Below are 17,720 nucleotides of genomic sequence, written 5' to 3'. Positions count from 1 at the left end.
ACGGATGCTTCAGCACCGTTTCGGAACAGGCACCCGCAGCAGATCGTGCGCCACGGTCAGCTCACCCTCGAAGCCGGCCGCCCGCGCCTGCCGCTCGAACTCCTCCGGTTCCGTGTAGCGCTGGCTGAAGTGGGTGAGGACGAGGTGCCGTACCCCCGCGTCCCGGGCGACGGCGGCGGCCTGACCGGCAGTCAGGTGACCGTGCTCCACGGCCAGGTCGATGTCCTCGTCCAGGAAGGTCGACTCGATGACGAGCAGGTCGCAGCCCTCCGCGAGCGCGTGCACGCCGTCGCACAGCCGGGTGTCCATGACGAAGGCGAACCGCTGCCCGCGCCGCACCTCGCTGACGTCCTCCAGCGCGACCTCCCCCAGCCGGCCCTCGCGCTGCAGCCGGCCGACGTCCGGGCCCTTGATCCCGTGCGCGGCGAGCCGGTCGGGCAGCATACGGCGGCCGTCGGGCTCGATCAGCCGGTAGCCGTAGGACTCGACCGGATGCGACAGCCTGCGCGCCTCCAGGGTGTACGACGGGGTCACCGCGAGGATGCCGTCGGCGGCGACCGGCGCCTCGGTGATGCCGGCCGTCTCCCGGTAGGCCGTGGCATACCGCAGGCGGTCGAAGAAGCGCTGCCCGGAGCGCGGGTAGTGCGCGGTGACCTCGTGCGGCACCTGGTCGAGGTTGATCCGCTGGATGACACCGGCGAGGCCGAGGGAGTGGTCGCCGTGGAAGTGGGTGACGCAGATCCGGTTCAGGTCGTGGGCGGCGACCCCGGCGCGCACCATCTGCCGCTGCGTGCCCTCGCCGGGGTCGAACAGGATGCCCTCGCCGTCCCACCGCAGCAGATAGCCGTTGTGGTTGCGGTGCCGGGTGGGGACCTGGCTGGCGGTGCCGAGGATCACCAGTTCACGTACGGACACGGCTGGTTACCCGGGCGGCCACTGCAGTCCACGGCCGCCGAGGACGTGCGCGTGGGCGTGCCAGACGGTCTGGCCGGCGCCGGAGCCGGTGTTGAAGACGATGCGGTAGCTCTCGAGCTTCTCCTCGTCGGCCACGGCCTGGGTTTCGGCGAGCACGTCGGCGGCGAGTTGCGGTGCTTCGGTGCCGAGGACGGCGGCGTTCTTGTAGTGGGCCTTGGGGATCACCAGGATGTGGGTCGGGGCCTGGGGGTTTATGTCCCGGAAGGCGACGGTGGTGTCTGTCTCGCGGACGATCGTCGCCGGGATCGTACCCGCGACGATCTTGCAGAACAGGCAGTCGTCCTGCGGTTCGCCGGCCATGCGTGTGCCTCCTCACGCTGGTGATCAATACCCGGGCATCGTAGTCGTATCAGGTGGGCATTCCTGGCGGAGTTTTCGCGGGCCGTTCCTCCAGTGCCGCCAGCGCGAGCCGGATCGCCTCGTCGAGTTGGGTGTCGCGGCCCTGCGCCCAGTCCTGCGGCCGCTGTACGACCTCCACGTCCGGGTCGACCCCGTGGTTCTCCACGTCCCACCCCACGCCCTCCAGCCACATCGCGTACTTCGGCTGGGTGATCAGGGTGCCGTCGACCAGGTGGTAACGGCTGTCGATGCCGATGACGCCGCCCCAGGTGCGGGTGCCGACGACCGGGCCGATGCCGAGGGCCTTGATCGCCGCGTTGACGATGTCGCCGTCGGAGCCGGAGAACTCGTTGGCGACGGCGACGACCGGGCCGCGCGGGGCGTCGAGGGGATAGCTGGTGGGGCGCATGCCGCGCGGGAGGTCCCAGCCGATGATGCGGCGGGCCAGTTTCTCCACGACCAGCTGGGAGGTGTGGCCGCCGCGGTTCTCGCGGACGTCGACCACGAGCCCTTCGCGGGCCACCTCCACGCGCAGGTCCCGGTGGATCTGCGCCCAGCCGGGGGCCTGCATGTCGGGGACGTGGAGGTAGCCGAGCCGGCCGTCGGAGGCGGCGTGCACGTGGGCGCGGCGGTCGGCGACCCAGGCGTGGTAGCGCAGGGGTTCCTCGTCGGCGATCGGGATCACGACGGTGTGCCGGGGTTCGCCGCCGCCCGCCGGGGAGACGGTCAGCTCCACCGGGTGGCCCGCCGTGCCGACGAGAAGCGGGCCGGGGCCCGTCACCGGGTCGACCTGGTGGCCGGCGACGGCGATGATCGCGTCTCCGGGGCGGACGGCGACGCCGGGTGCGGCGAGCGGGGAGCGGGCGTCCGGATCGGAGGTCTCCGAGGGCAGGATGCGGTCGATGCGCCAACTGCCGTCCGGATGACGGGAGATGTCGGCGCCGAGCAGTCCGTGCCGGGGGCCGCCGCCCCGTCCGCCGGAGGGGATGACGTAGGCGTGCGAGGTGCCGAGTTCGCCGTGCAGCTCCCACAGCAGGTCGACGAGGTCGCTGTGGGTGGCGAGGCGGGCCAGCAGGGGGCGGTAGCGGGCGAGGACGCCGGTCCAGGCGACGCCGCCGAGGTCGGGCCGCCAGAAGTGGTCGCGCATCAGCCGGCCGGTCTCGTCGTACATCTGCCGCCACTCGGCGGCCGGGTCGAGGGTCTGCCGGACGCGGGCGAGGTCGACGGTGACGCTGGTGTCGCCGTCGTCGTCGGTGCCGGTACGGCGGTCGCTGGGGACGACCCGCAGCCGGTCGTCGCTCCACAGCAGCACGCGTTTGCCGTCGCCGCTGACCTCGAAGTGGTCGGCGTCGGAGGCCAGGTGTTCCAGGCGCCGCTGGGCGAGGTCGTAGCGCTCCAGCTCGGTGTGCGGGTCGGGGTCCTCGGGGTGGGCGCGGGCGGTGCCGAGGACGCCGTGCACGGGGTGGCGCAGCCAGAGCACGCCGTCCTTGGCGGCGCGCAGGGTGGAGTAGCGGCCGGCCTCGACCGGGAAGGGGACGATCCGGTCGGCGAGGCCTTCGAGGTCGATGCGGGTGGCGGGGGTGCCCTCGCTGTCCGGTGTCTCGTCCTTGTCGGGGGTCTCGAAGGGGCGGCCGTGGCGCTGCGGGCCGAAGGGCGAGGGCGTGGTGGCGGCGAGGGTGATCAGGTGCGGGCGGGCGCCGACCACGAAGGCGAGGTCGAAGACGTGCTCGTCGTAGACGGGGTCGAAGGCGCGGTTGGAGAGGAAGGCGAGGTGTTTGCCGTCGAGGGTGAAGGCGGGGGCGTAGTCCTGGAAGCGGAGCGGGGTCGCCTCGGTGACCGACAGGTCGGTGGTGTGGGCGATGCGCAGTTGGGACAGCGGGCGGGGGCCGGGGTGGGCCCAGGCGAGCCAGGCGGAGTCGGGGGAGAAGGCGAGGCCGGAGACCTCGCCGTCGTCGCTGCTGTCGACCTCGCGGACCTCTCCGGTCTCGCGTTCGACGAGCAGCAGCCGGCCGTCGTGCGCGGCCACGGCGGCCCGGCTGCCGTCGGGGGCCATGGCCAACTCCAGGACCCGGCCGAGCTGTCCGGCGGCGAGCCGGCGGGGCGGGGCGCCCGGTACCGTCCCGGTGGCGGGGGCGAACTCCAGGGCGTCGTCACCCTCCGCGTCCGTCACCCACACCACCCACTCCTCGCCCTCGGCGCGGAAGGCGCGCGGCATCCGGGCACGGACCCCGGAGGTGGCGGCGAGGGCGCGGGCGGGCCCGGAGCGGTGGGTGACCCAGTGGATCCCGCCGCGCACGCAGACGGCGCTGCCCCGCGCGGTGTGGTCCGGGGCCGCCTCGCCGAACCAGCGGGCGGCGTTCACCGGGCGGGGGCGCAGATCGATCCGGGGCCCGCCGAGGCGCACGTCCAGCCGGCGCGGCTCCGCGCCCTCCAGGTCGTCCAGCAGCCACAGTTCACCGGCGCTGCTGTAGACGACCCGGGTGCCGTCGCCGGAGGCGTGCCGGGCGTAGAAACCGTCGAGGGGGGTGTGACGGCGCAGGTCGGAGCCGTCGGCGAGGGAGGAGTAGAGCGCGCCGGTGCCCTCGTGGTCGGACAGGAAGACGATCCTCCCCCACTCTCGGCTTCGCTCGAGCGGGGGGACCCCCATCCCCACCCACCCGGGGCACTCGATGTTCCCGTCGAGACCCTCATGCAACCGGACGAACTCGCCGTCCCCGTCCCCGTCGATCCACAACTTGCCCGCCGTACCGCCCCGGTAGCGCTTCCAGTGGGCGGCCTCGCGGCCCATCGGCGCGGACAGCAGCACGGTGGCCGGCCCGAGGGCCACATCGCCGACCGGGCCGTACGGCAGGGTCTCGGCGGGTCCGCCGTCCAGCGGGACGGCGTGCGCCCAGCTGTGGCGGAAGCTGTGCCGGCCGTGCGCGCCGAGCGCGAGCACCCGCCCGTCGGCGGTCCAGCCGAGCACCTCGGTGCGGCGGTTGCCCCAGTAGGTCAGCCGGTCGGCGGGTCCGCCGTCGACGGGGGCGACATGCACCTCGGGCGCGCCGTCCCGGGTGGAGCTCCAGGCGAGGAAACGTCCGTCGGGCGATATCCGGGGCTTGGTCACCGGCATGTTGTCGGCGCTGACCCGCCAGGCCCTGCCGCCGTCGAGGGGCGCGAGCCATACGTCGTCCTCGGCGACGAAGGTCACCAAGTCGCCGTGTACATGAGGGAATCGGAGATAGGCGGCACCCTGAGTCACCCCGCCACTGTACGCAGCGACGGCTGTGCCTCACCCGGTGTTCGGATCACTTCCCCTCGACGGGCCAGCACGTGGGGTCGCCCTTGCACCAGATGGTGCGGGTGACGGTGACCGTGACGGTCACGGTCGGCTTCCCGCCCCCGGGCCGGTAGGTGGGCGGCCGGTACGTCGGCCCGGGCGTGGCGGCACAGTCACCGAGCCCGCTGACGTGGAACACCTGTCTGCCCCCGACCCTGGCGGTCAGATCCCCCCGCACACAGGCGCCGTCGACGGCCTTGGTCACCTTCCCGGTGACGGTGATCTTCCGCCCGTCCTTGGTCTCACCCTGGCAGTCGACGGAGACGACGGTGGTCGCGGACGGCGCGGGCGTCCCGTGCGCCGTCCTGCCGCCGTTGCCGTAGCTGCCGGTGCAGGTGAGCCAACTGACGTCGACATGCTGGTGCTTGAGCCTGGCCGTCGCTGTGGTGTCGGTGGTGTAGGCGACGGACGCGGTGCTGAGGTCGTCCGGCTGACACGCCACGAGGGCCGCACCGGCCACCACGACCAGCCCGGCCACGGCCACCGCACGCGTCCCGCGTCGCCCGTACCGAATCCGCCTCAATGCCCCCATGCACGGCAGAGTGCCACCGGCACGCACGGCACGGAAGGCCACATACGGCCACTCACCCGTTCGGGGTCCCGGTCAGCGCGCCCTGAAGGGGCGCGGGGAACTGCGCGAGCAGCCGCCCACGGCGCCGCAGCCGTCCGACAGGACATCCCGGCACTGCCCATCGCGGTCGAACCAGCGGAGCGCCTAGCCGCGCAGCAGCAGCCACTCCTGGAGTTCGACCAGGTTGCCCTCCGGGTCCTTGAGGTGGGCGACCCGCATGCGGTCGGTCATGGGGGCCGGGCCGTGCAGGAGGGTGGCGCCGCGGGAGGTGATCTCGGCGCAGTAGGCGTCCAGGTCGTCCACGCGCAGCACCACCAGCGAACGGTGACCGGTGGCCGTGTCCCCCAGCTCCTCCAGCACCTCGGCCATCATCGCCCGGTCCTGCAACGCGATCCCGGCGGAGCCGGCGTGCGGGCTGAACTTCTCGTACGGGCCCTGCGTCGCCCCGGACTGCGGCTTCAGGCCGAGGACGTCGGCGTAGAAGCGGTAGCAGGCGGCGAAGTCGGTGACCAGGAGCCGTACTTGGGCGAGTTCCACGGTGTCCCCCAGGTGTCAGGACCAGCGGCCGGTGCGGCCCAGCAGCAGGGCCACGGCGGCGGTGCCGGCGGTTGATGTACGCAACACCGTAGGACCGAGCACGTACGCCTTCGCACCCGCCTCCTGGAAGAGCGCCAACTCGTCCCGCGCGACGCCCCCTTCGGGGCCGACGACCAGCACGATCTCGCCCTCGGTGGGCAGTTCGGCGGTCGCCAGCCGCTCGCTCGCGTGCTCGAAGTCGGAGTGGAGCACGGCGGCGAAGTCGGCTTCGGCGAGAAGTGCGGCAACCTGCTTGGTGGTTGCCGCGTCCGCGACCTCCGGGAAGCGCAGCCGACGGGACTGCTTGCCGGCCTCGCGCGCGGTGGCCCGCCACTTGGCGAGCGCCTTCTGACCCCGGTCGCCCTTCCACTGGGTGATGCACCGGGCGGCCTGCCAGGGCACGATCGCGTCGACCCCGGTCTCCGTCATCGTCTCGACGGCGAGTTCCCCCCGGTCGCCCTTCGGGAGGGCCTGGACCACGGTGATCCGGGGGCTGGGCTCCGGCTCCACCGGGAACTCGAAGGGCTCGACCACCATGTGGTCCTTGCCCGACACGCTGACGACGACCCCGGCGGCCCCGCGCCCCTTGCCGTCCGTCAGCACCACGTTCTCGCCGGGCTGCAGCCGCCGCACGGAGACCGCGTGCCGCCCCTCGGGGCCCTCGACGTCGACGACGGAGCCGGGGCCCACGCCCTCCAGCGAGTCCACGACGAACACCGGCGCGGTCATCGCAGGCCCCCCTTGGCCGACAACGCTGTCCGGGCGGCGTCGAGTTCGGCGGCCAGCACCTCCACGAGCTCCCCGGCGGGCAGCTCGCGGGCCAGCCGGTGCCCCTGCCCCGCCCACAGCGCCATGCCCTGCGCGTCCCCGGCCTTGGCGGCGGCCTTGCGCAGCGGCGAGGTGAGGTGGTGGATCTCCGGGTAGGCGGCGGGGGCGTAGGGGCCGTGCTCGCGCAGGAAGCGGTTGACCAGCGCGCGCCCCGGGCGGCCGGAGAAGGCCCTGGTCAACTCGGTGTGCGCGAACAGGGGGTTGGTCAGCGCCTGCTTGTGCACGGCCTGGGCGCCGGACTCGGGGGTGGCGAGGAAGGCGGTGCCCAGCTGGGCCGCGCTCGCGCCGGCCGCGAGGACGGCGGCGATCTGGCTGCCCCGCATGATGCCGCCGGCGGCGACGACCGGGATGCTCACGGCCTCGCGGATCTGCGTGACCAGCGACAGCAGCCCGATGCCGGCGCCGTCGTTCTCGGGGAGGTCCCGGTGGGTGCCCTGGTGTCCGCCCGCCTCCACGCCCTGCGCGATCACCGCGTCCGCCCCGGCCCGCTCGACGGCACGGGCCTCCTCGGCGGTGGTGGCGGTGACCAGGGTGAAGGTGCCGACGCGGCGCAGGCCGTCGAACACCTCCCGGCTCGGCACCCCGAAGTGGAAGGAGACCACCGGCACCGGGTTGTCGAGGAGTACGGCGAGCTTGGCGTCGTAGCCGTCGTCCCGGCCGCTGTCCGGGTCGCCCAGCTCGGTCTCGTACCAGGCGGCCTCGCCGGCCAGCTGGTGGGCGTAGACCTCGACGGCGCCAGAAGGGGGCGCGGCGTCAGCCGCTCCAGTGGAGCCGGTGCTTGCACCGGGGTACTCGGACTGGGGCATGAACACGTTCACGCCGAAGGGGCGGCTCGTCAGGCTCCGCAGCTGCTTGATCTCCTGGTACATGCCATCGGCGGTCTTGTACCCGGCGGCGAGGAACCCGAGGCCACCGGCCTCGGAGACGGCGGCGGCGAGCTGCGGGACGGAGACACCGCCCGCCATGGGGGCCTGCACGATCGGGTGGGGGAAGAGATCGGTCAGCGCGGAGGACATGACCGCATGTTGTCACGTCCTTCGAACAAGTCCGAATCCAGGCGGGCAATGGCATAGACCGGTGGCATGCGGGGCGCCGAAGCACCCCGTCAGCCCTGCGCCGGCGGCGGCTCAGCGCCCGTTGAACGCATCCTCAACCGCGAGAACAGCCCCTGCTGCCCCGGCTGACCGTGCCTGCCCGGGGGACAACCCCCGGCCCCCCGGCCACGCCGCAGCGCACGTCAGCGCCCGTTGAACGCATCCTTCAACCGCGAGAACAGCCCCTGCTGCCCCGGCTGGAACTGGCCCTGGGGCCGCTCCTCGCCGCGCAGCTTGGCCAGCTCGCGCAGCAGGCGCTCCTGGTCCGGGTCCAGCTTGGTCGGGGTCTGCACCTCGACGTGCACGACCAGGTCACCCCGGCCACCGCCGCGCAGATGTGTGACACCCCGGTTGTGCAGCGGGATCGACTGGCCGGACTGGGTGCCGGGCCGGATGTCGACCTCCTCCATGCCGTCCAGCGTCTCCAGCGGCACCTTGGTACCGAGCGCCGCCGCCGTCATCGGGATCGTCACCGTGCAGTGCAGGTCGTCGCCGCGCCGCTGGAAGGTCGAGTGCGGCAGCTCGTGGATCTCGACGTACAGGTCACCGGCCGGACCGCCGCCCGGCCCGACCTCGCCCTCACCGGCGAGCTGGATCCGCGTGCCGTTGTCGACACCGGCCGGGATCTTCACCGTCAGGGTGCGGCGGGAGCGGACCCGGCCGTCGCCGGCGCACTCCGGGCACGGGGTCGGCACGACGGTGCCGAAGCCCTGGCACTGCGGGCACGGCCGGGAGGTCATGACCTGGCCCAGGAAGGACCGGGTGACCTGCGAGACCTCACCGCGGCCCCGGCACATGTCACACGTCTGGGCGGTCGTGCCGGGCGCCGCGCCCTCACCGTTGCAGGTGTTGCAGACGACCGCGGTGTCGACCTGGATGTCCTTGGTCGTCCCGAAGGCCGCCTCGTCCAGCTCGACCTCGATCCGGATCATCGCGTCCTGGCCGCGCCGGGTGCGCGAGCGCGGGCCGCGCTGCGAGGCCGTACCGAAGAACGCGTCCATGATGTCGGAGAAGTTGCCGAAGCCACCGGCGCCGAAGCCGCCCGCGCCGGCGGCGCCGCTCTGCGAGAGCGGGTCGCCGCCGAGGTCGTAGACCTGCTTCTTCTGCGGGTCCGACAGCACCTCGTAAGCGGCGTTGATCTCCTTGAACCGCTCCTGGGTCTTCGGGTCCGGGTTGACGTCCGGGTGCAGCTCGCGCGCGAGCCGGCGGAACGCCTTCTTGATCTCATCCTGCGACGCGTCGCGGCGCACGCCGAGAACGGCGTAGTAGTCCGTGGCCACTTACGACTCCGCCAGGATCTGTCCGACGTACCGTGCCACTGCGCGTACCGCTCCCATCGTTCCCGGATAGTCCATGCGGGTCGGTCCGACCACGCCGAGCTTGGCAACCGCCTCGCCGCCCGAACCGTAGCCGACCGACACCACTGAGGTGGAGTTGAGTCCCTCGTGGGCGTTCTCGTGCCCGATACGCACCGTCACGCCCGGATCCTTCGCCTCGCCGAGGAGCTTGAGGAGCACCACCTGCTCCTCCAGGGCCTCCAGGACGGGCCGGATCGTGAGGGGAAAGTCATGTCCGAAGCGGGTGAGATTGGCGGTACCGCCGATCATCAGCCGCTCCTCGTTCTCCTCGACGAGTGTCTCCAGGAGAGTGGAGAGCACCGTCGAGACCGTACCGCGGTCCTCGGGCTCGAAGGCTTCCGGCAGGTCCTCGACCAGCGTCGGCACGTCCGAGAACCGGCGGCCCGCGACCCGGCTGTTCAGCCGTGCGCGCAGGTCGGCGAGGGAAATCTCACCGAAGGGCGCCGGGCAGTCGACCATCCGCTGCTCGACCCGGCCGGTGTCCGTGATCAGCACGAGCATCACGCGCGCGGGTGCGAGCGAGAGCAGCTCCACGTGCCGCACGGTGGACCGGGTCAGGGACGGGTACTGCACGACGGCGACCTGCCGGGTGAGCTGCGCGAGCAGCCGCACGGTCCGCGCCACCACGTCGTCGAGGTCGACGGCGCCCTCCAGGAAGTTCTGGATGGCGCGCCGCTCGGGCGCGGTCATGGGCTTCACCCCGGCGAGCTTGTCGACGAACAGCCGATAGCCCTTGTCCGTGGGGATGCGCCCGGCGCTGGTGTGCGGCTGGGCGATGTACCCCTCGTCCTCCAGGGCCGCCATGTCGTTGCGGACCGTCGCCGGGGACACGCCGAGGTTGTGCCGCTCGGTCAGGGCCTTCGACCCGACCGGCTCCTCGGTGCCGACGTAGTCCTGGACGATGGCGCGCAGTACCTGAAGCCTGCGTTCACTCAGCATCAGCGCGCACCTCCAGCACGTCGTCTCCTCGGTTCCACTCGGTCCTGCGGTTCGTCCGCCTGGCACTCTTCGCATGTGAGTGCCAGCGTTCCCGGGCCCAGTGTACGGCTGTCGGGTACACCCGGGGCAAGGTCGGTGCGGTCCCGGCGGCTCGTGGAGCTAGCGTCGCGGTATGACGGTGACTTGGGAAGAGCTGGGGTGGGAGCGGCTGGCCGCGGGGGTCGGCCGGTGCCGGCTGCCCGGCTGGGACTGCACGGCGGGGCTGGTCCTCGGGGAGGGTACGGCGTTGATGGTGGACGCCGGCTCCAGCCTGGCTGAGGGCGCCCGACTGCGGGCCCGGGCCGAGGAGCTGGCCGGCGGCCGTGTGACCCATCTCGCGCTGACCCATCCCCACTTCGACCATGTCTTCGGAGCGGCGGCCTTCGCGGGGGCGGAGGTGTACGGGGCGGTGGGCGTCGACGCGGTGTTCGCCCGCGAACGCGACGAGCTGCGCATGGACGCCGTGCGCAACGGACTCGCGGTGGCGGACGCGGACGAGGCGGTGGACGCGCTGGCGCCGCCCGGCCACCTGGTCTCCGGCGAGTGGACGCTTGACCTCGGGGGCGGCCGGCAGGTCCTGCTGGCGAACGTGGGTCCGGGGCATACCGCGCATGATCTGGCGGTGCTGGTCCCGGGAGATCCCGAGGTGGTCTTCTGCGGCGACCTGGTCGAGGAGTCCGGCGAGCCCCAGGCGGGCCCGGACGCGATCCCGTCCCGCTGGCCGGACGCCCTGGACCGGCTGCTGTCCCTGGGCGGCGAGGACGCGCTGTACGTGCCCGGTCACGGAGCGGTGGTGGACGCGGCGTTCGTACGACGGCAACGCGACGAGCTGGCGGCCCGCTTCGGCGTGTCGTGAGCGCGGCCGTACGGCTTCTCCTATCGTCACTCGAATGCGCCAGTACTCCGCCGACCTGACCCCGCCGTGGAAGAAGCAGCAGCCGGTGCCTGAGGTACCGGCGGAGCCGGGCCTGGTGGTGGAGGAGCCCGGCACCGGGTTCTGCGGGGCGGTGATCCGCTGCGAGGCGGGCACGGTGACGCTGGAGGACCGCTTCGGCAAGCACCGGGTGTTCCCGCTGGAGCCGCGGGGCTTTCTGCTGGAGGGGCGGGTGGTGACGCTGGTACGCCCGTCGTCGTCCTCGGCTCCGGTACGACCCACCCGCACCGCCTCCGGCTCGGTCGCCGTCCCCGGTGCCCGCGCCCGCGTGGCCCGCGCCGGCCGTATCTACGTCGAGGGCCGGCACGACGCCGAGCTGGTCGAGAAGGTGTGGGGCGACGACCTGCGCATCGAGGGTGTGGTGGTGGAGTACCTGGAGGGCGTCGACGACCTGCCCTCGATCGTCGCCTCCTTCGCACCGGGCCCGGACGCGCGGCTGGGCGTCCTGGTGGACCACCTGGTGCCGGGCACGAAGGAGTGGCGGATCGCGGAGTCGGTGACCAGCGAACACGCGCTGGTGGTGGGCCACCCGTACATCGACATCTGGCAGGCGGTGAAGCCGGCCGCGCTGGGGATCGAGGCCTGGCCGGCAGTGCCGAAGGGGCAGGACTGGAAGACGGGGGTGTGCCGGGCGCTGGGCTGGCCGTCGGAGAACACCGGGGCGGTGTGGCAGGCGATCCTGAAGCGGGTGGGGTCCTACAAGGACCTGGAGCCGGAGTTGCTGGGGCGGGTGGAGGAGCTGATCGACTTCGTCACGGGTAGCGGTGGGGCCTGACGTTGGGGAACGTTCCGAACTCGGTGGTGTCCAGTTCGAGTCCCAGATCCTCCAACGGGACTGGATCACCGAACTTGATGATCTCCTGGCTGCGGTAGTCAGCGTCCTCACCCTGGCCCGAAGGCTTTGTCAACAGGACGCAGTGCGCCATGACCGGGTCGAGGATGAGGTAGGCGGGGATCTTTCCCGCAGCGTAGATCGAGCGCTTGACCACGTAGTCCTGGTGGACGCTGGACTTGGAGACGACCTCGACGACCATCGTGATCAGCCCAGACGGCAACAGGCGCCCTGAACGCGGCATTGCGTCGCGCTCCATTACCACCAAGTCCGGCACCGGCTCGCTGGCCTCGTCAAGGACGTCGACGTCCTGGGTCTGAAGCCGAGCCCACCGCTTGCGCGGGATTTGGTCAAGCACGTCTTCCACGATCATGTTGTGGACCAGATCAGGGCTGGCCATCATCACGATTACCCCCCGGAGAAGCTCGACCCTGACGCCCTCCGGAGGCTCGAACTCCTCGAAGAACTTGGTCATCCCACGCTCGTCCACAGCGGTCATCTCCGTGGCCCTCCACATCCGCCGCGTCCTTTTGGCGGCAGCCTACGAACCAGGTTAGGGACCGAACCGGCGTTCCGGAGGGATTCACTCGCGGGAGTGATCAGTCCACCAGATCCCGCACCACCGCATCCGCCAGCAACCGCCCCCGCAGCGTCAGCACGGCCCGCCCCTCCTCGTACGGCCCTTCCTGGAGGAGCCCCTCCCCCAGCGCCCGCCGGGAAGCCGCAAGCCCCTCCTCCTTCAGCAAGGACAGCGGCACCCCTTCCCGCAGCCGCAGCTCCAGCAGGATGCGCTCGACCCGCCGGTCCTCGTCGGACAGCAGCTCCCGCCCCGCCCCCGGGGAGCGGCCGGAGGCCAGGGCCGCCGCGTACGCCCCCGGATGCTTGACGTTCCACCAGCGCACCCCGCCCACGTGCGAGTGCGCCCCAGGCCCCGCGCCCCACCAGTCGGCGCCGCGCCAGTACAGCTCGTTGTGCAGGCACCGGCCCGCCTCCGAGGTGGCCCAGTTGGAGACCTCGTACCAGTCGAATCCCGCCTTGCTCAGGGTCTCCTCCGCGATCAGGTAGCGGTCCGCGTGCACGTCGTCGTCGGTCATCGGGACCTCGCCGCGGCGGATACGACGGGCGAGCTGGGTGCCCTCCTCCACGATGAGCGCGTACGCGCTGATGTGGTCCGGTCCCGCCCCGATCGCCGCGTCCAGCGAGGCCCGCCAGTCGTCGTCGCTCTCGCCGGGGGTGCCGTAGATCAGGTCGAGGTTGACGTGCTCGAAGCCCGCCGCCCGAGCCTCCGCCACGCACGCCTCGGGCCGGCCCGGCGTGTGGGTGCGGTCGAGCACGCGCAGCACATGCTGCCTCGCGCTCTGCATGCCGAAGGAGATCCGGTTGAAGCCGCCCTCCCGGAGGGTGGCGAGGTACGCGGGGTCGACCGACTCCGGGTTCGCCTCCGTCGTGATCTCCGCGTCCGGTGCCAGGCCGAACTCGTCGCGGATCGCCCCCAGCATCCGTACGAGGTCGTCCGCGGCCAGCAGCGTGGGTGTACCGCCGCCGACGAACACCGTGCGGACCTGGCGCGGGTCGTCGCCGAGCACCTTCCGGGCGAGCCGGATCTCGTCCGTCAGCGTGTCCGCGTAGTTGTCGCGGGACGCCAGCACGCCACCCGTCCCGCGCAGCTCGGTGGCGGTGTAGGTGTTGAAGTCGCAGTAGCCGCAGCGGGTCGCGCAGTACGGGACGTGCAGATAGAACCCGAGGGGCCGCTCGGCGGCTCCGGCGAGCGCGTGCGCGGGCAGCGCGCCGTCGGCGGGGACGGGCTCGCCGTCGGGGAGTGCGGAAGGCATGTACTCCATTGTCCCGTACGACGGCGGTCACTCCGCCTGGAGCACCAGCAGGGCCAGGTCGTCCTCGAGCGGGCCCCCGCCGAAGTCGTCCACGAGGCGGCGGATCCTTTCCGCGATCAGTTCGGCGTTGAGCCCGGCGCAGCCGGACAGGGCGCGGGCGAGGCCGTCGCCGTCGTCGAACTGGCGGGAGCCGGAGCGCCGCTCGGTCACCCCGTCGGTGACGCACAGCAGGCTGTCGCCGGGCCGGAGATCGACAGTCTCGCTGGTGTACGTCTCGTCCTCGACCACGCCGAGCAGGGTCTGCGGTCCGGCGGCGGTGCGCACGGTGCCGTCGGGACTCAGGACGAGCGGGAGCGGGTGGCCGGCGGAGGCGAGGGTGCAGCGGACCCCGCCGTCGTACGGGGTCAGCTCGCCGTAGAGCAGGGACAGGAAGCGGGTCTGCGGGCCGTCCCCGGTGGCCACCGGCCGGCCGCCGGCGGCGACGAGGGCGCGGGCGGCGGCGTCGGCGGCCTCGGTGGCGTCGTCCAGGAGGAGCTGGTTGAGGCGGTCGAGGACGTCGGCGACGCGGTAGCCCTCGCGGGCGAGGAGGCGCAGCCAGGGGCGGGCGAGGCCGATCACGACCGCCGCCTCGGGCCCCTTGCCCTGGACGTCTCCGACGGCGAAGCACCAGCGGCCGTCGCCGGCCGGGAACAGGTCGTAGAAGTCGCCGCTGGGCCCGCCCTTGTCGCAGGGCTCGTGGACGAGCGCGCTGCTCACGCCGGGGATCTCGGCGACCGCGCCGGGCAGCAGGCCGCGCTGCAGGACGGCGCTGATGGTGGCCTGGCGGGCGTACTGGCGGGCGGCGCCGATCGCGAGGGCGACGCGGCGGCCGAGGTCCTCCACGAGCCCGGTGACCTCGTCGGGGAAGCGCGCGAGCCCGGACCGGCCGATGACCAGCGTGCCGAGCGGCCGGCCGCCCGCGATCAGCCGGTACGCCAGCGCCGTGCCGTCGGCGCCCCGCGGGCCGAACGCATGGCCGGGCCACGGGTACGGCTCGGGCCCCGAGCGCAGCCCCTCGCCCAGGCAGGGCGGCTCCTTCTCCAGGGCGCACCGCAGCTCCTCGATGCGGTTCTCGCTGGCGTGCCAGACCCGGTCGGGACCGCCGGCGGCGCCACCGCGCACGGTCGCCTCGTCCTCCAGCCACACCGCGCACCAGTCGGCGAGCCGGGGCACGATGAGCTGGCCGGTGAGGGCGGTGACCAGGTTCTCGTCGAGCTGTCCGGCGAGCAGGTCGGATGCCTCGGCGAGGAACGACAGCGCGCCCCGGCCGAGCCAGTCGCGGTCGCCTTGGGCGCGGTGCGGCTGCGGGGAGAGGTCCTCGGCGACCTCCAGTGGTGCGTCCGGGGCGGGGGCGTCCGGGTCCTCGACGCCGCCCGGGGGCAGCCGCGCCCAGACGGTCTTGGCGCCGGCGCGGTAGGTGACGCCCCAGGACTCGGCGAGCGTGGTGACCAGGCGCAGGCCGCGCCCGTACTCGGGGGTGTCGTAGGGTGCCTCGCCACCGAGCGGGTCGCGGGGGGCGCGGGAGGGATGCCGGTCGCCCACCTCCACCACGAACGCGCCGGTCTCCTCCAGCAGCCAGTCGACCTCCACGTCCGTGCCGGCGTGCACGACGGCGTTGGTGACCAGCTCGCTGACGACGGCCATGGCGTCGTCGACGAGCCGCCCCGGGATCCGGGACCCCTCGGACGCCTCGGCCAGCGCGGCCCGCACCAGCGCACGGGCCGCCCCGGGCGCGAGAGGGCTTCCGGGCAGCGTGGCCCGCCCCCGCACCTCCCAGGCCCGGGGCTCGCTCTCCCGCTGTGTCGGTATGGCCGCCATGTCCATGCGGCCAGGGTGACAGAAAGGCGGGACTCATAAGCGGTGAGTTATCGAAATGGACAGAAGAGGGCGCCTTTTGAGCGCCGGCGAGCGCAATCTCCCCAGGGGCGCGGGGGTGCATCGAGACGCGGCTCCGCCGCGTGGGCGCGCCAAGCCACGAACGACCCGCAGCCGCCGACGCTCCCCCCGCCACCCCTCCGGAACCGCCCTACTTCTCCCTGGTCCCGGCGTACATCTCATCAATAAGGTGCTTGTACTCCCGCTCGACAACGGGCCGCTTCAGCTTCAGGCTCGGCGTGATCTCCCCGTGCTCGACGTCGAGATCCCGCGGCAGCAGCCGGAACTTCTTGATGGTCTGCCACTTCTGCAGCCCGGCGTTGAGCTGCCGCACATACCCGTCGACCATCTCGACGGTCTGCGGCGCGGCGACGATCTCGGCGTACGACTTGCCCTCCAGGCCGTTCTCCTTCGCCCAGTCCACGAGCGCGAGCTCGTCCAGGGCGATGAGCGCGGTGCAGTAGTTCCGGTCGGCGCCGTGCACCAGGATGTTGGAGACGTACGGGCACACCGCCTTGAACTGGCCCTCGACCTCGGCCGGGGCGACGTACTTGCCGCCGGAGGTCTTGATGAGGTCCTTCTTGCGGTCGGTGATGCGCAGATAGCCGTCGGGCGAGAGCTCGCCGATGTCACCGGTGTGGAACCAGCCGTCGGACTCCAGCACCTCTGCGGTCTTCTCCGGCAGCCCGTGGTAGCCCTCCATGATGCCGGGGCCGCGCAGCAGGATCTCGCCGTCGTCGGCGATGCGCACCTCGGTGCCGGGCAGCGGCTTGCCGACCGTGCCGGTGCGGTAGGCCTCGCCGGGGTTGACGAAGGAGGCCGCGGAGGACTCGGTGAGGCCGTAGCCCTCCAGGATGTGGATGCCGGCGCCGGCGAAGAAGTAGCCGATCTCGGGCGCGAGCGCGGAGGCGCCGGAGACACAGGCGCGCAGTCGGCCGCCGAAGGCCTCGCGGAGCTTGCCGTAGACGAGGGTGTCGGCGACCTTGTGCTTGGCGGCGAGACCGAAGGGCACCGCGGCGGTGCCGGTGCGCCGGAAGTTGTCCTGGCTGACCTTGGCGTACTCGCGGGCGACCTCGGCGGCCCACTGGAAGATCTTGTACTTGGCCGGGCCGCCCTCGCGGGCCTTGGCGGCGACGCCGTTGTAGACCTTCTCGAAGATGCGCGGCACGGCCGCCATGTACGTCGGCTGTACCACCGGAAGGTTCTCGATGATCTTGTCGACGCGGCCGTCGACGGCGGTGACGTGACCGACCTCGATCTGCCCGGAGGTGAGCACCTTGCCGAAGACGTGCGCGAGCGGCAGCCACAGGTACTGCACGTCCTCGCCGCTGATCAGACCGGTCGCGGCGATCGCCTTCGCCATGTACGCCCAGTTGTCCTGCGGGAGCCTGACTCCCTTGGGGCGGCCGGTGGTGCCGGAGGTGTAGATGAGGGTGGCGAGCTGGTCCCGGGTGATCGCGCCGACCCGCTCCTTGATCAGCTCCGGGTGTTGTTCCAGATAGGCGGCGCCGCGCCGCTCCAGGTCGGCGAGGGTGGTGACCCAGTCGTCCGTCTCGACGCCGGCCGGGTCGATGACGACGACCTTGGTCAGTTCGGGCAGCTCGGCGCGCTTCTCGACCGCCTTGGCGACCTGGGCCGCGTCCTCGGCGATCAGCACCCGGCTCTCGGAGTCGGAGAGGATGAAGGCCGACTCGTCGGCGTTGGTCTGCGGGTAGACGGTGGTCGTGGCGCCGCCGGCGCACAGGATGCCGAGGTCGGCGAGGATCCACTCGACCCGGGTGGAGGAGGCGAGCGCCACCCGCTGCTCGGGCTGCACGCCCAGCTCGATGAGGCCGGCCGCGATCGCGAACACCCGCTCGGCCGCCTGCGCCCAGCTGAGCGACTTCCAGTCGTCGGGGCCCTGGCCGGAGGCGGGGGCCACCGGGTAGCGGTAGGCCTCGGCGTCCGGTGTGGCCGCCACGCGCTCCAGGAAGAGGGCCGCCACGGACGGCGGACGGTTCTCGATCAGGGTCTGTGTGTCGCTCACGACATCCTCCGGGCCCGCGACGGTGCGGCTGTACTCGGTGCGGCTGGGTTAACTCACGGTGGGGGTTCGAGCTGTTGTATCGCTGTTGTTTAACTCGCGAGTAACTATCGAGCAGGGATCAGAGTAAGCCGCGACCGGCCGCTG

At 72.4% G+C, this 17,720-nt stretch carries 15 protein-coding genes; 2 read left to right on the top strand and 13 right to left on the bottom strand.

Going from position 1 to position 17,720, the window contains the following annotated elements:
* Nucleotides 1-9: 9 nt before the first annotated feature.
* From ACZ418_RS02535 to hrcA, 9 genes are all read right to left on the bottom strand, one after another.
* Complete coding sequence (locus tag ACZ418_RS02535; protein ID WP_468355711.1) at nucleotides 10-915, bottom strand: ribonuclease Z; 906 nt, start codon at nucleotides 913-915, stop codon at nucleotides 10-12.
* A 6-nt stretch (nucleotides 916-921) separates the two neighbouring features.
* Entirely contained in the window at nucleotides 922-1,275 is a 354-nt protein-coding gene (locus ACZ418_RS02530) for a histidine triad nucleotide-binding protein (RefSeq protein WP_468355708.1), read from the bottom strand.
* A gap of 49 nt (nucleotides 1,276-1,324) precedes the next feature.
* Complete coding sequence (locus ACZ418_RS02525; protein WP_468355705.1) at nucleotides 1,325-4,555, bottom strand: S41 family peptidase; 3,231 nt, start codon at nucleotides 4,553-4,555, stop codon at nucleotides 1,325-1,327.
* Nucleotides 4,556-4,601: 46 nt separating this feature from the next.
* Nucleotides 4,602-5,165: a hypothetical protein gene (locus tag ACZ418_RS02520; protein ID WP_468355702.1), complete on the bottom strand. Its 564-nt coding sequence runs from the start codon at nucleotides 5,163-5,165 to the stop codon at nucleotides 4,602-4,604.
* A gap of 183 nt (nucleotides 5,166-5,348) precedes the next feature.
* Nucleotides 5,349-5,741, bottom strand: a complete 393-nt coding sequence (locus tag ACZ418_RS02515; protein ID WP_468355699.1) for a VOC family protein — start codon at nucleotides 5,739-5,741, stop codon at nucleotides 5,349-5,351.
* A 15-nt stretch (nucleotides 5,742-5,756) separates the two neighbouring features.
* On the bottom strand, nucleotides 5,757-6,509 hold the full coding sequence (locus ACZ418_RS02510) for a 16S rRNA (uracil(1498)-N(3))-methyltransferase (RefSeq protein WP_468355696.1): 753 nt from the start codon (nucleotides 6,507-6,509) through the stop codon (nucleotides 5,757-5,759).
* Nucleotides 6,506-7,624: a nitronate monooxygenase gene (locus ACZ418_RS02505; protein ID WP_468355693.1), complete on the bottom strand. Its 1,119-nt coding sequence runs from the start codon at nucleotides 7,622-7,624 to the stop codon at nucleotides 6,506-6,508. Before ACZ418_RS02505 ends, ACZ418_RS02510 begins: the two co-directional genes overlap by 4 nt.
* Before the next feature lie 221 nt (nucleotides 7,625-7,845).
* The gene (gene dnaJ / locus ACZ418_RS02500; protein ID WP_468355690.1) at nucleotides 7,846-8,982 is read right to left on the bottom strand and encodes a molecular chaperone DnaJ; all 1,137 of its coding nucleotides are present in this window, start codon (nucleotides 8,980-8,982) and stop codon (nucleotides 7,846-7,848) included.
* Nucleotides 8,983-9,999 (bottom strand): heat-inducible transcriptional repressor HrcA, encoded by a 1,017-nt coding sequence (gene hrcA, locus ACZ418_RS02495; RefSeq protein WP_468355687.1) that lies wholly within the window; start codon nucleotides 9,997-9,999, stop codon nucleotides 8,983-8,985. It abuts the gene before it with no gap.
* 172 nt (nucleotides 10,000-10,171) lie between these two features.
* Here hrcA and ACZ418_RS02490 point away from each other — a divergent pair, with 172 nt between their 5' ends.
* Both ACZ418_RS02490 and ACZ418_RS02485 read left to right on the top strand, forming a co-directional pair.
* A complete protein-coding gene (locus tag ACZ418_RS02490) occupies nucleotides 10,172-10,894 on the top strand; it encodes an MBL fold metallo-hydrolase (protein WP_468355683.1) in 723 nt (240 codons plus the stop codon).
* Between the two features lie 34 nt (nucleotides 10,895-10,928).
* Nucleotides 10,929-11,747 (top strand): DUF3097 domain-containing protein, encoded by an 819-nt coding sequence (locus ACZ418_RS02485; protein ID WP_468355680.1) that lies wholly within the window; start codon nucleotides 10,929-10,931, stop codon nucleotides 11,745-11,747.
* Here the strand turns inward: ACZ418_RS02485 and ACZ418_RS02480 are convergent.
* The 4 genes from ACZ418_RS02480 to ACZ418_RS02465 form a co-directional block, all read right to left on the bottom strand.
* On the bottom strand, nucleotides 11,725-12,303 hold the full coding sequence (locus ACZ418_RS02480; protein WP_468355677.1) for a Uma2 family endonuclease: 579 nt from the start codon (nucleotides 12,301-12,303) through the stop codon (nucleotides 11,725-11,727). The genes ACZ418_RS02485 and ACZ418_RS02480 overlap by 23 nt on opposite strands.
* A gap of 100 nt (nucleotides 12,304-12,403) precedes the next feature.
* The gene (gene hemW / locus ACZ418_RS02475) at nucleotides 12,404-13,636 is read right to left on the bottom strand and encodes a radical SAM family heme chaperone HemW (RefSeq protein WP_468355674.1); all 1,233 of its coding nucleotides are present in this window, start codon (nucleotides 13,634-13,636) and stop codon (nucleotides 12,404-12,406) included.
* A 27-nt stretch (nucleotides 13,637-13,663) separates the two neighbouring features.
* Nucleotides 13,664-15,493 carry a SpoIIE family protein phosphatase gene (locus ACZ418_RS02470; RefSeq protein ID WP_468356869.1) on the bottom strand — a complete coding sequence of 610 codons (1,830 nt, stop codon included), beginning with the start codon at nucleotides 15,491-15,493 and terminating at the stop codon, nucleotides 13,664-13,666.
* Nucleotides 15,494-15,701: 208 nt separating this feature from the next.
* Nucleotides 15,702-17,576: an AMP-dependent synthetase/ligase gene (locus tag ACZ418_RS02465; protein WP_468355671.1), complete on the bottom strand. Its 1,875-nt coding sequence runs from the start codon at nucleotides 17,574-17,576 to the stop codon at nucleotides 15,702-15,704.
* Nucleotides 17,577-17,720: the final 144 nt, after the last annotated feature.

The sequence above is a fragment of the Streptomyces sp. NPDC030820 genome (assembly GCF_055572075.1).
Note: the sequence above shows the minus strand (reverse complement) of the source record. Positions and strands in the feature narration are given on the sequence as shown.

Excerpts from the sequence above, each read along its gene's own strand:
- ACZ418_RS02490 (WP_468355683.1), top strand. The coding sequence starts at position 10,172 with ATGACGGTGACTTGGGAAGAGCTGGGGTGGGAGCGGCTGGCCGCGGGG.
- ACZ418_RS02470 (WP_468356869.1), bottom strand. The coding sequence starts at position 15,493 with ATGGCGGCCATACCGACACAGCGGGAGAGCGAGCCCCGGGCCTGGGAG.
- ACZ418_RS02505 (WP_468355693.1), bottom strand. The coding sequence starts at position 7,624 with ATGTCCTCCGCGCTGACCGATCTCTTCCCCCACCCGATCGTGCAGGCC.
- ACZ418_RS02510 (WP_468355696.1), bottom strand. The coding sequence starts at position 6,509 with ATGACCGCGCCGGTGTTCGTCGTGGACTCGCTGGAGGGCGTGGGCCCC.
- ACZ418_RS02480 (WP_468355677.1), bottom strand. The coding sequence starts at position 12,303 with ATGACCGCTGTGGACGAGCGTGGGATGACCAAGTTCTTCGAGGAGTTC.
- ACZ418_RS02530 (WP_468355708.1), bottom strand. The coding sequence starts at position 1,275 with ATGGCCGGCGAACCGCAGGACGACTGCCTGTTCTGCAAGATCGTCGCG.
- hemW (WP_468355674.1), bottom strand. The coding sequence starts at position 13,636 with ATGCCTTCCGCACTCCCCGACGGCGAGCCCGTCCCCGCCGACGGCGCG.
- hrcA (WP_468355687.1), bottom strand. The coding sequence starts at position 9,999 with ATGCTGAGTGAACGCAGGCTTCAGGTACTGCGCGCCATCGTCCAGGAC.
- ACZ418_RS02485 (WP_468355680.1), top strand. The coding sequence starts at position 10,929 with ATGCGCCAGTACTCCGCCGACCTGACCCCGCCGTGGAAGAAGCAGCAG.
- ACZ418_RS02520 (WP_468355702.1), bottom strand. The coding sequence starts at position 5,165 with ATGGGGGCATTGAGGCGGATTCGGTACGGGCGACGCGGGACGCGTGCG.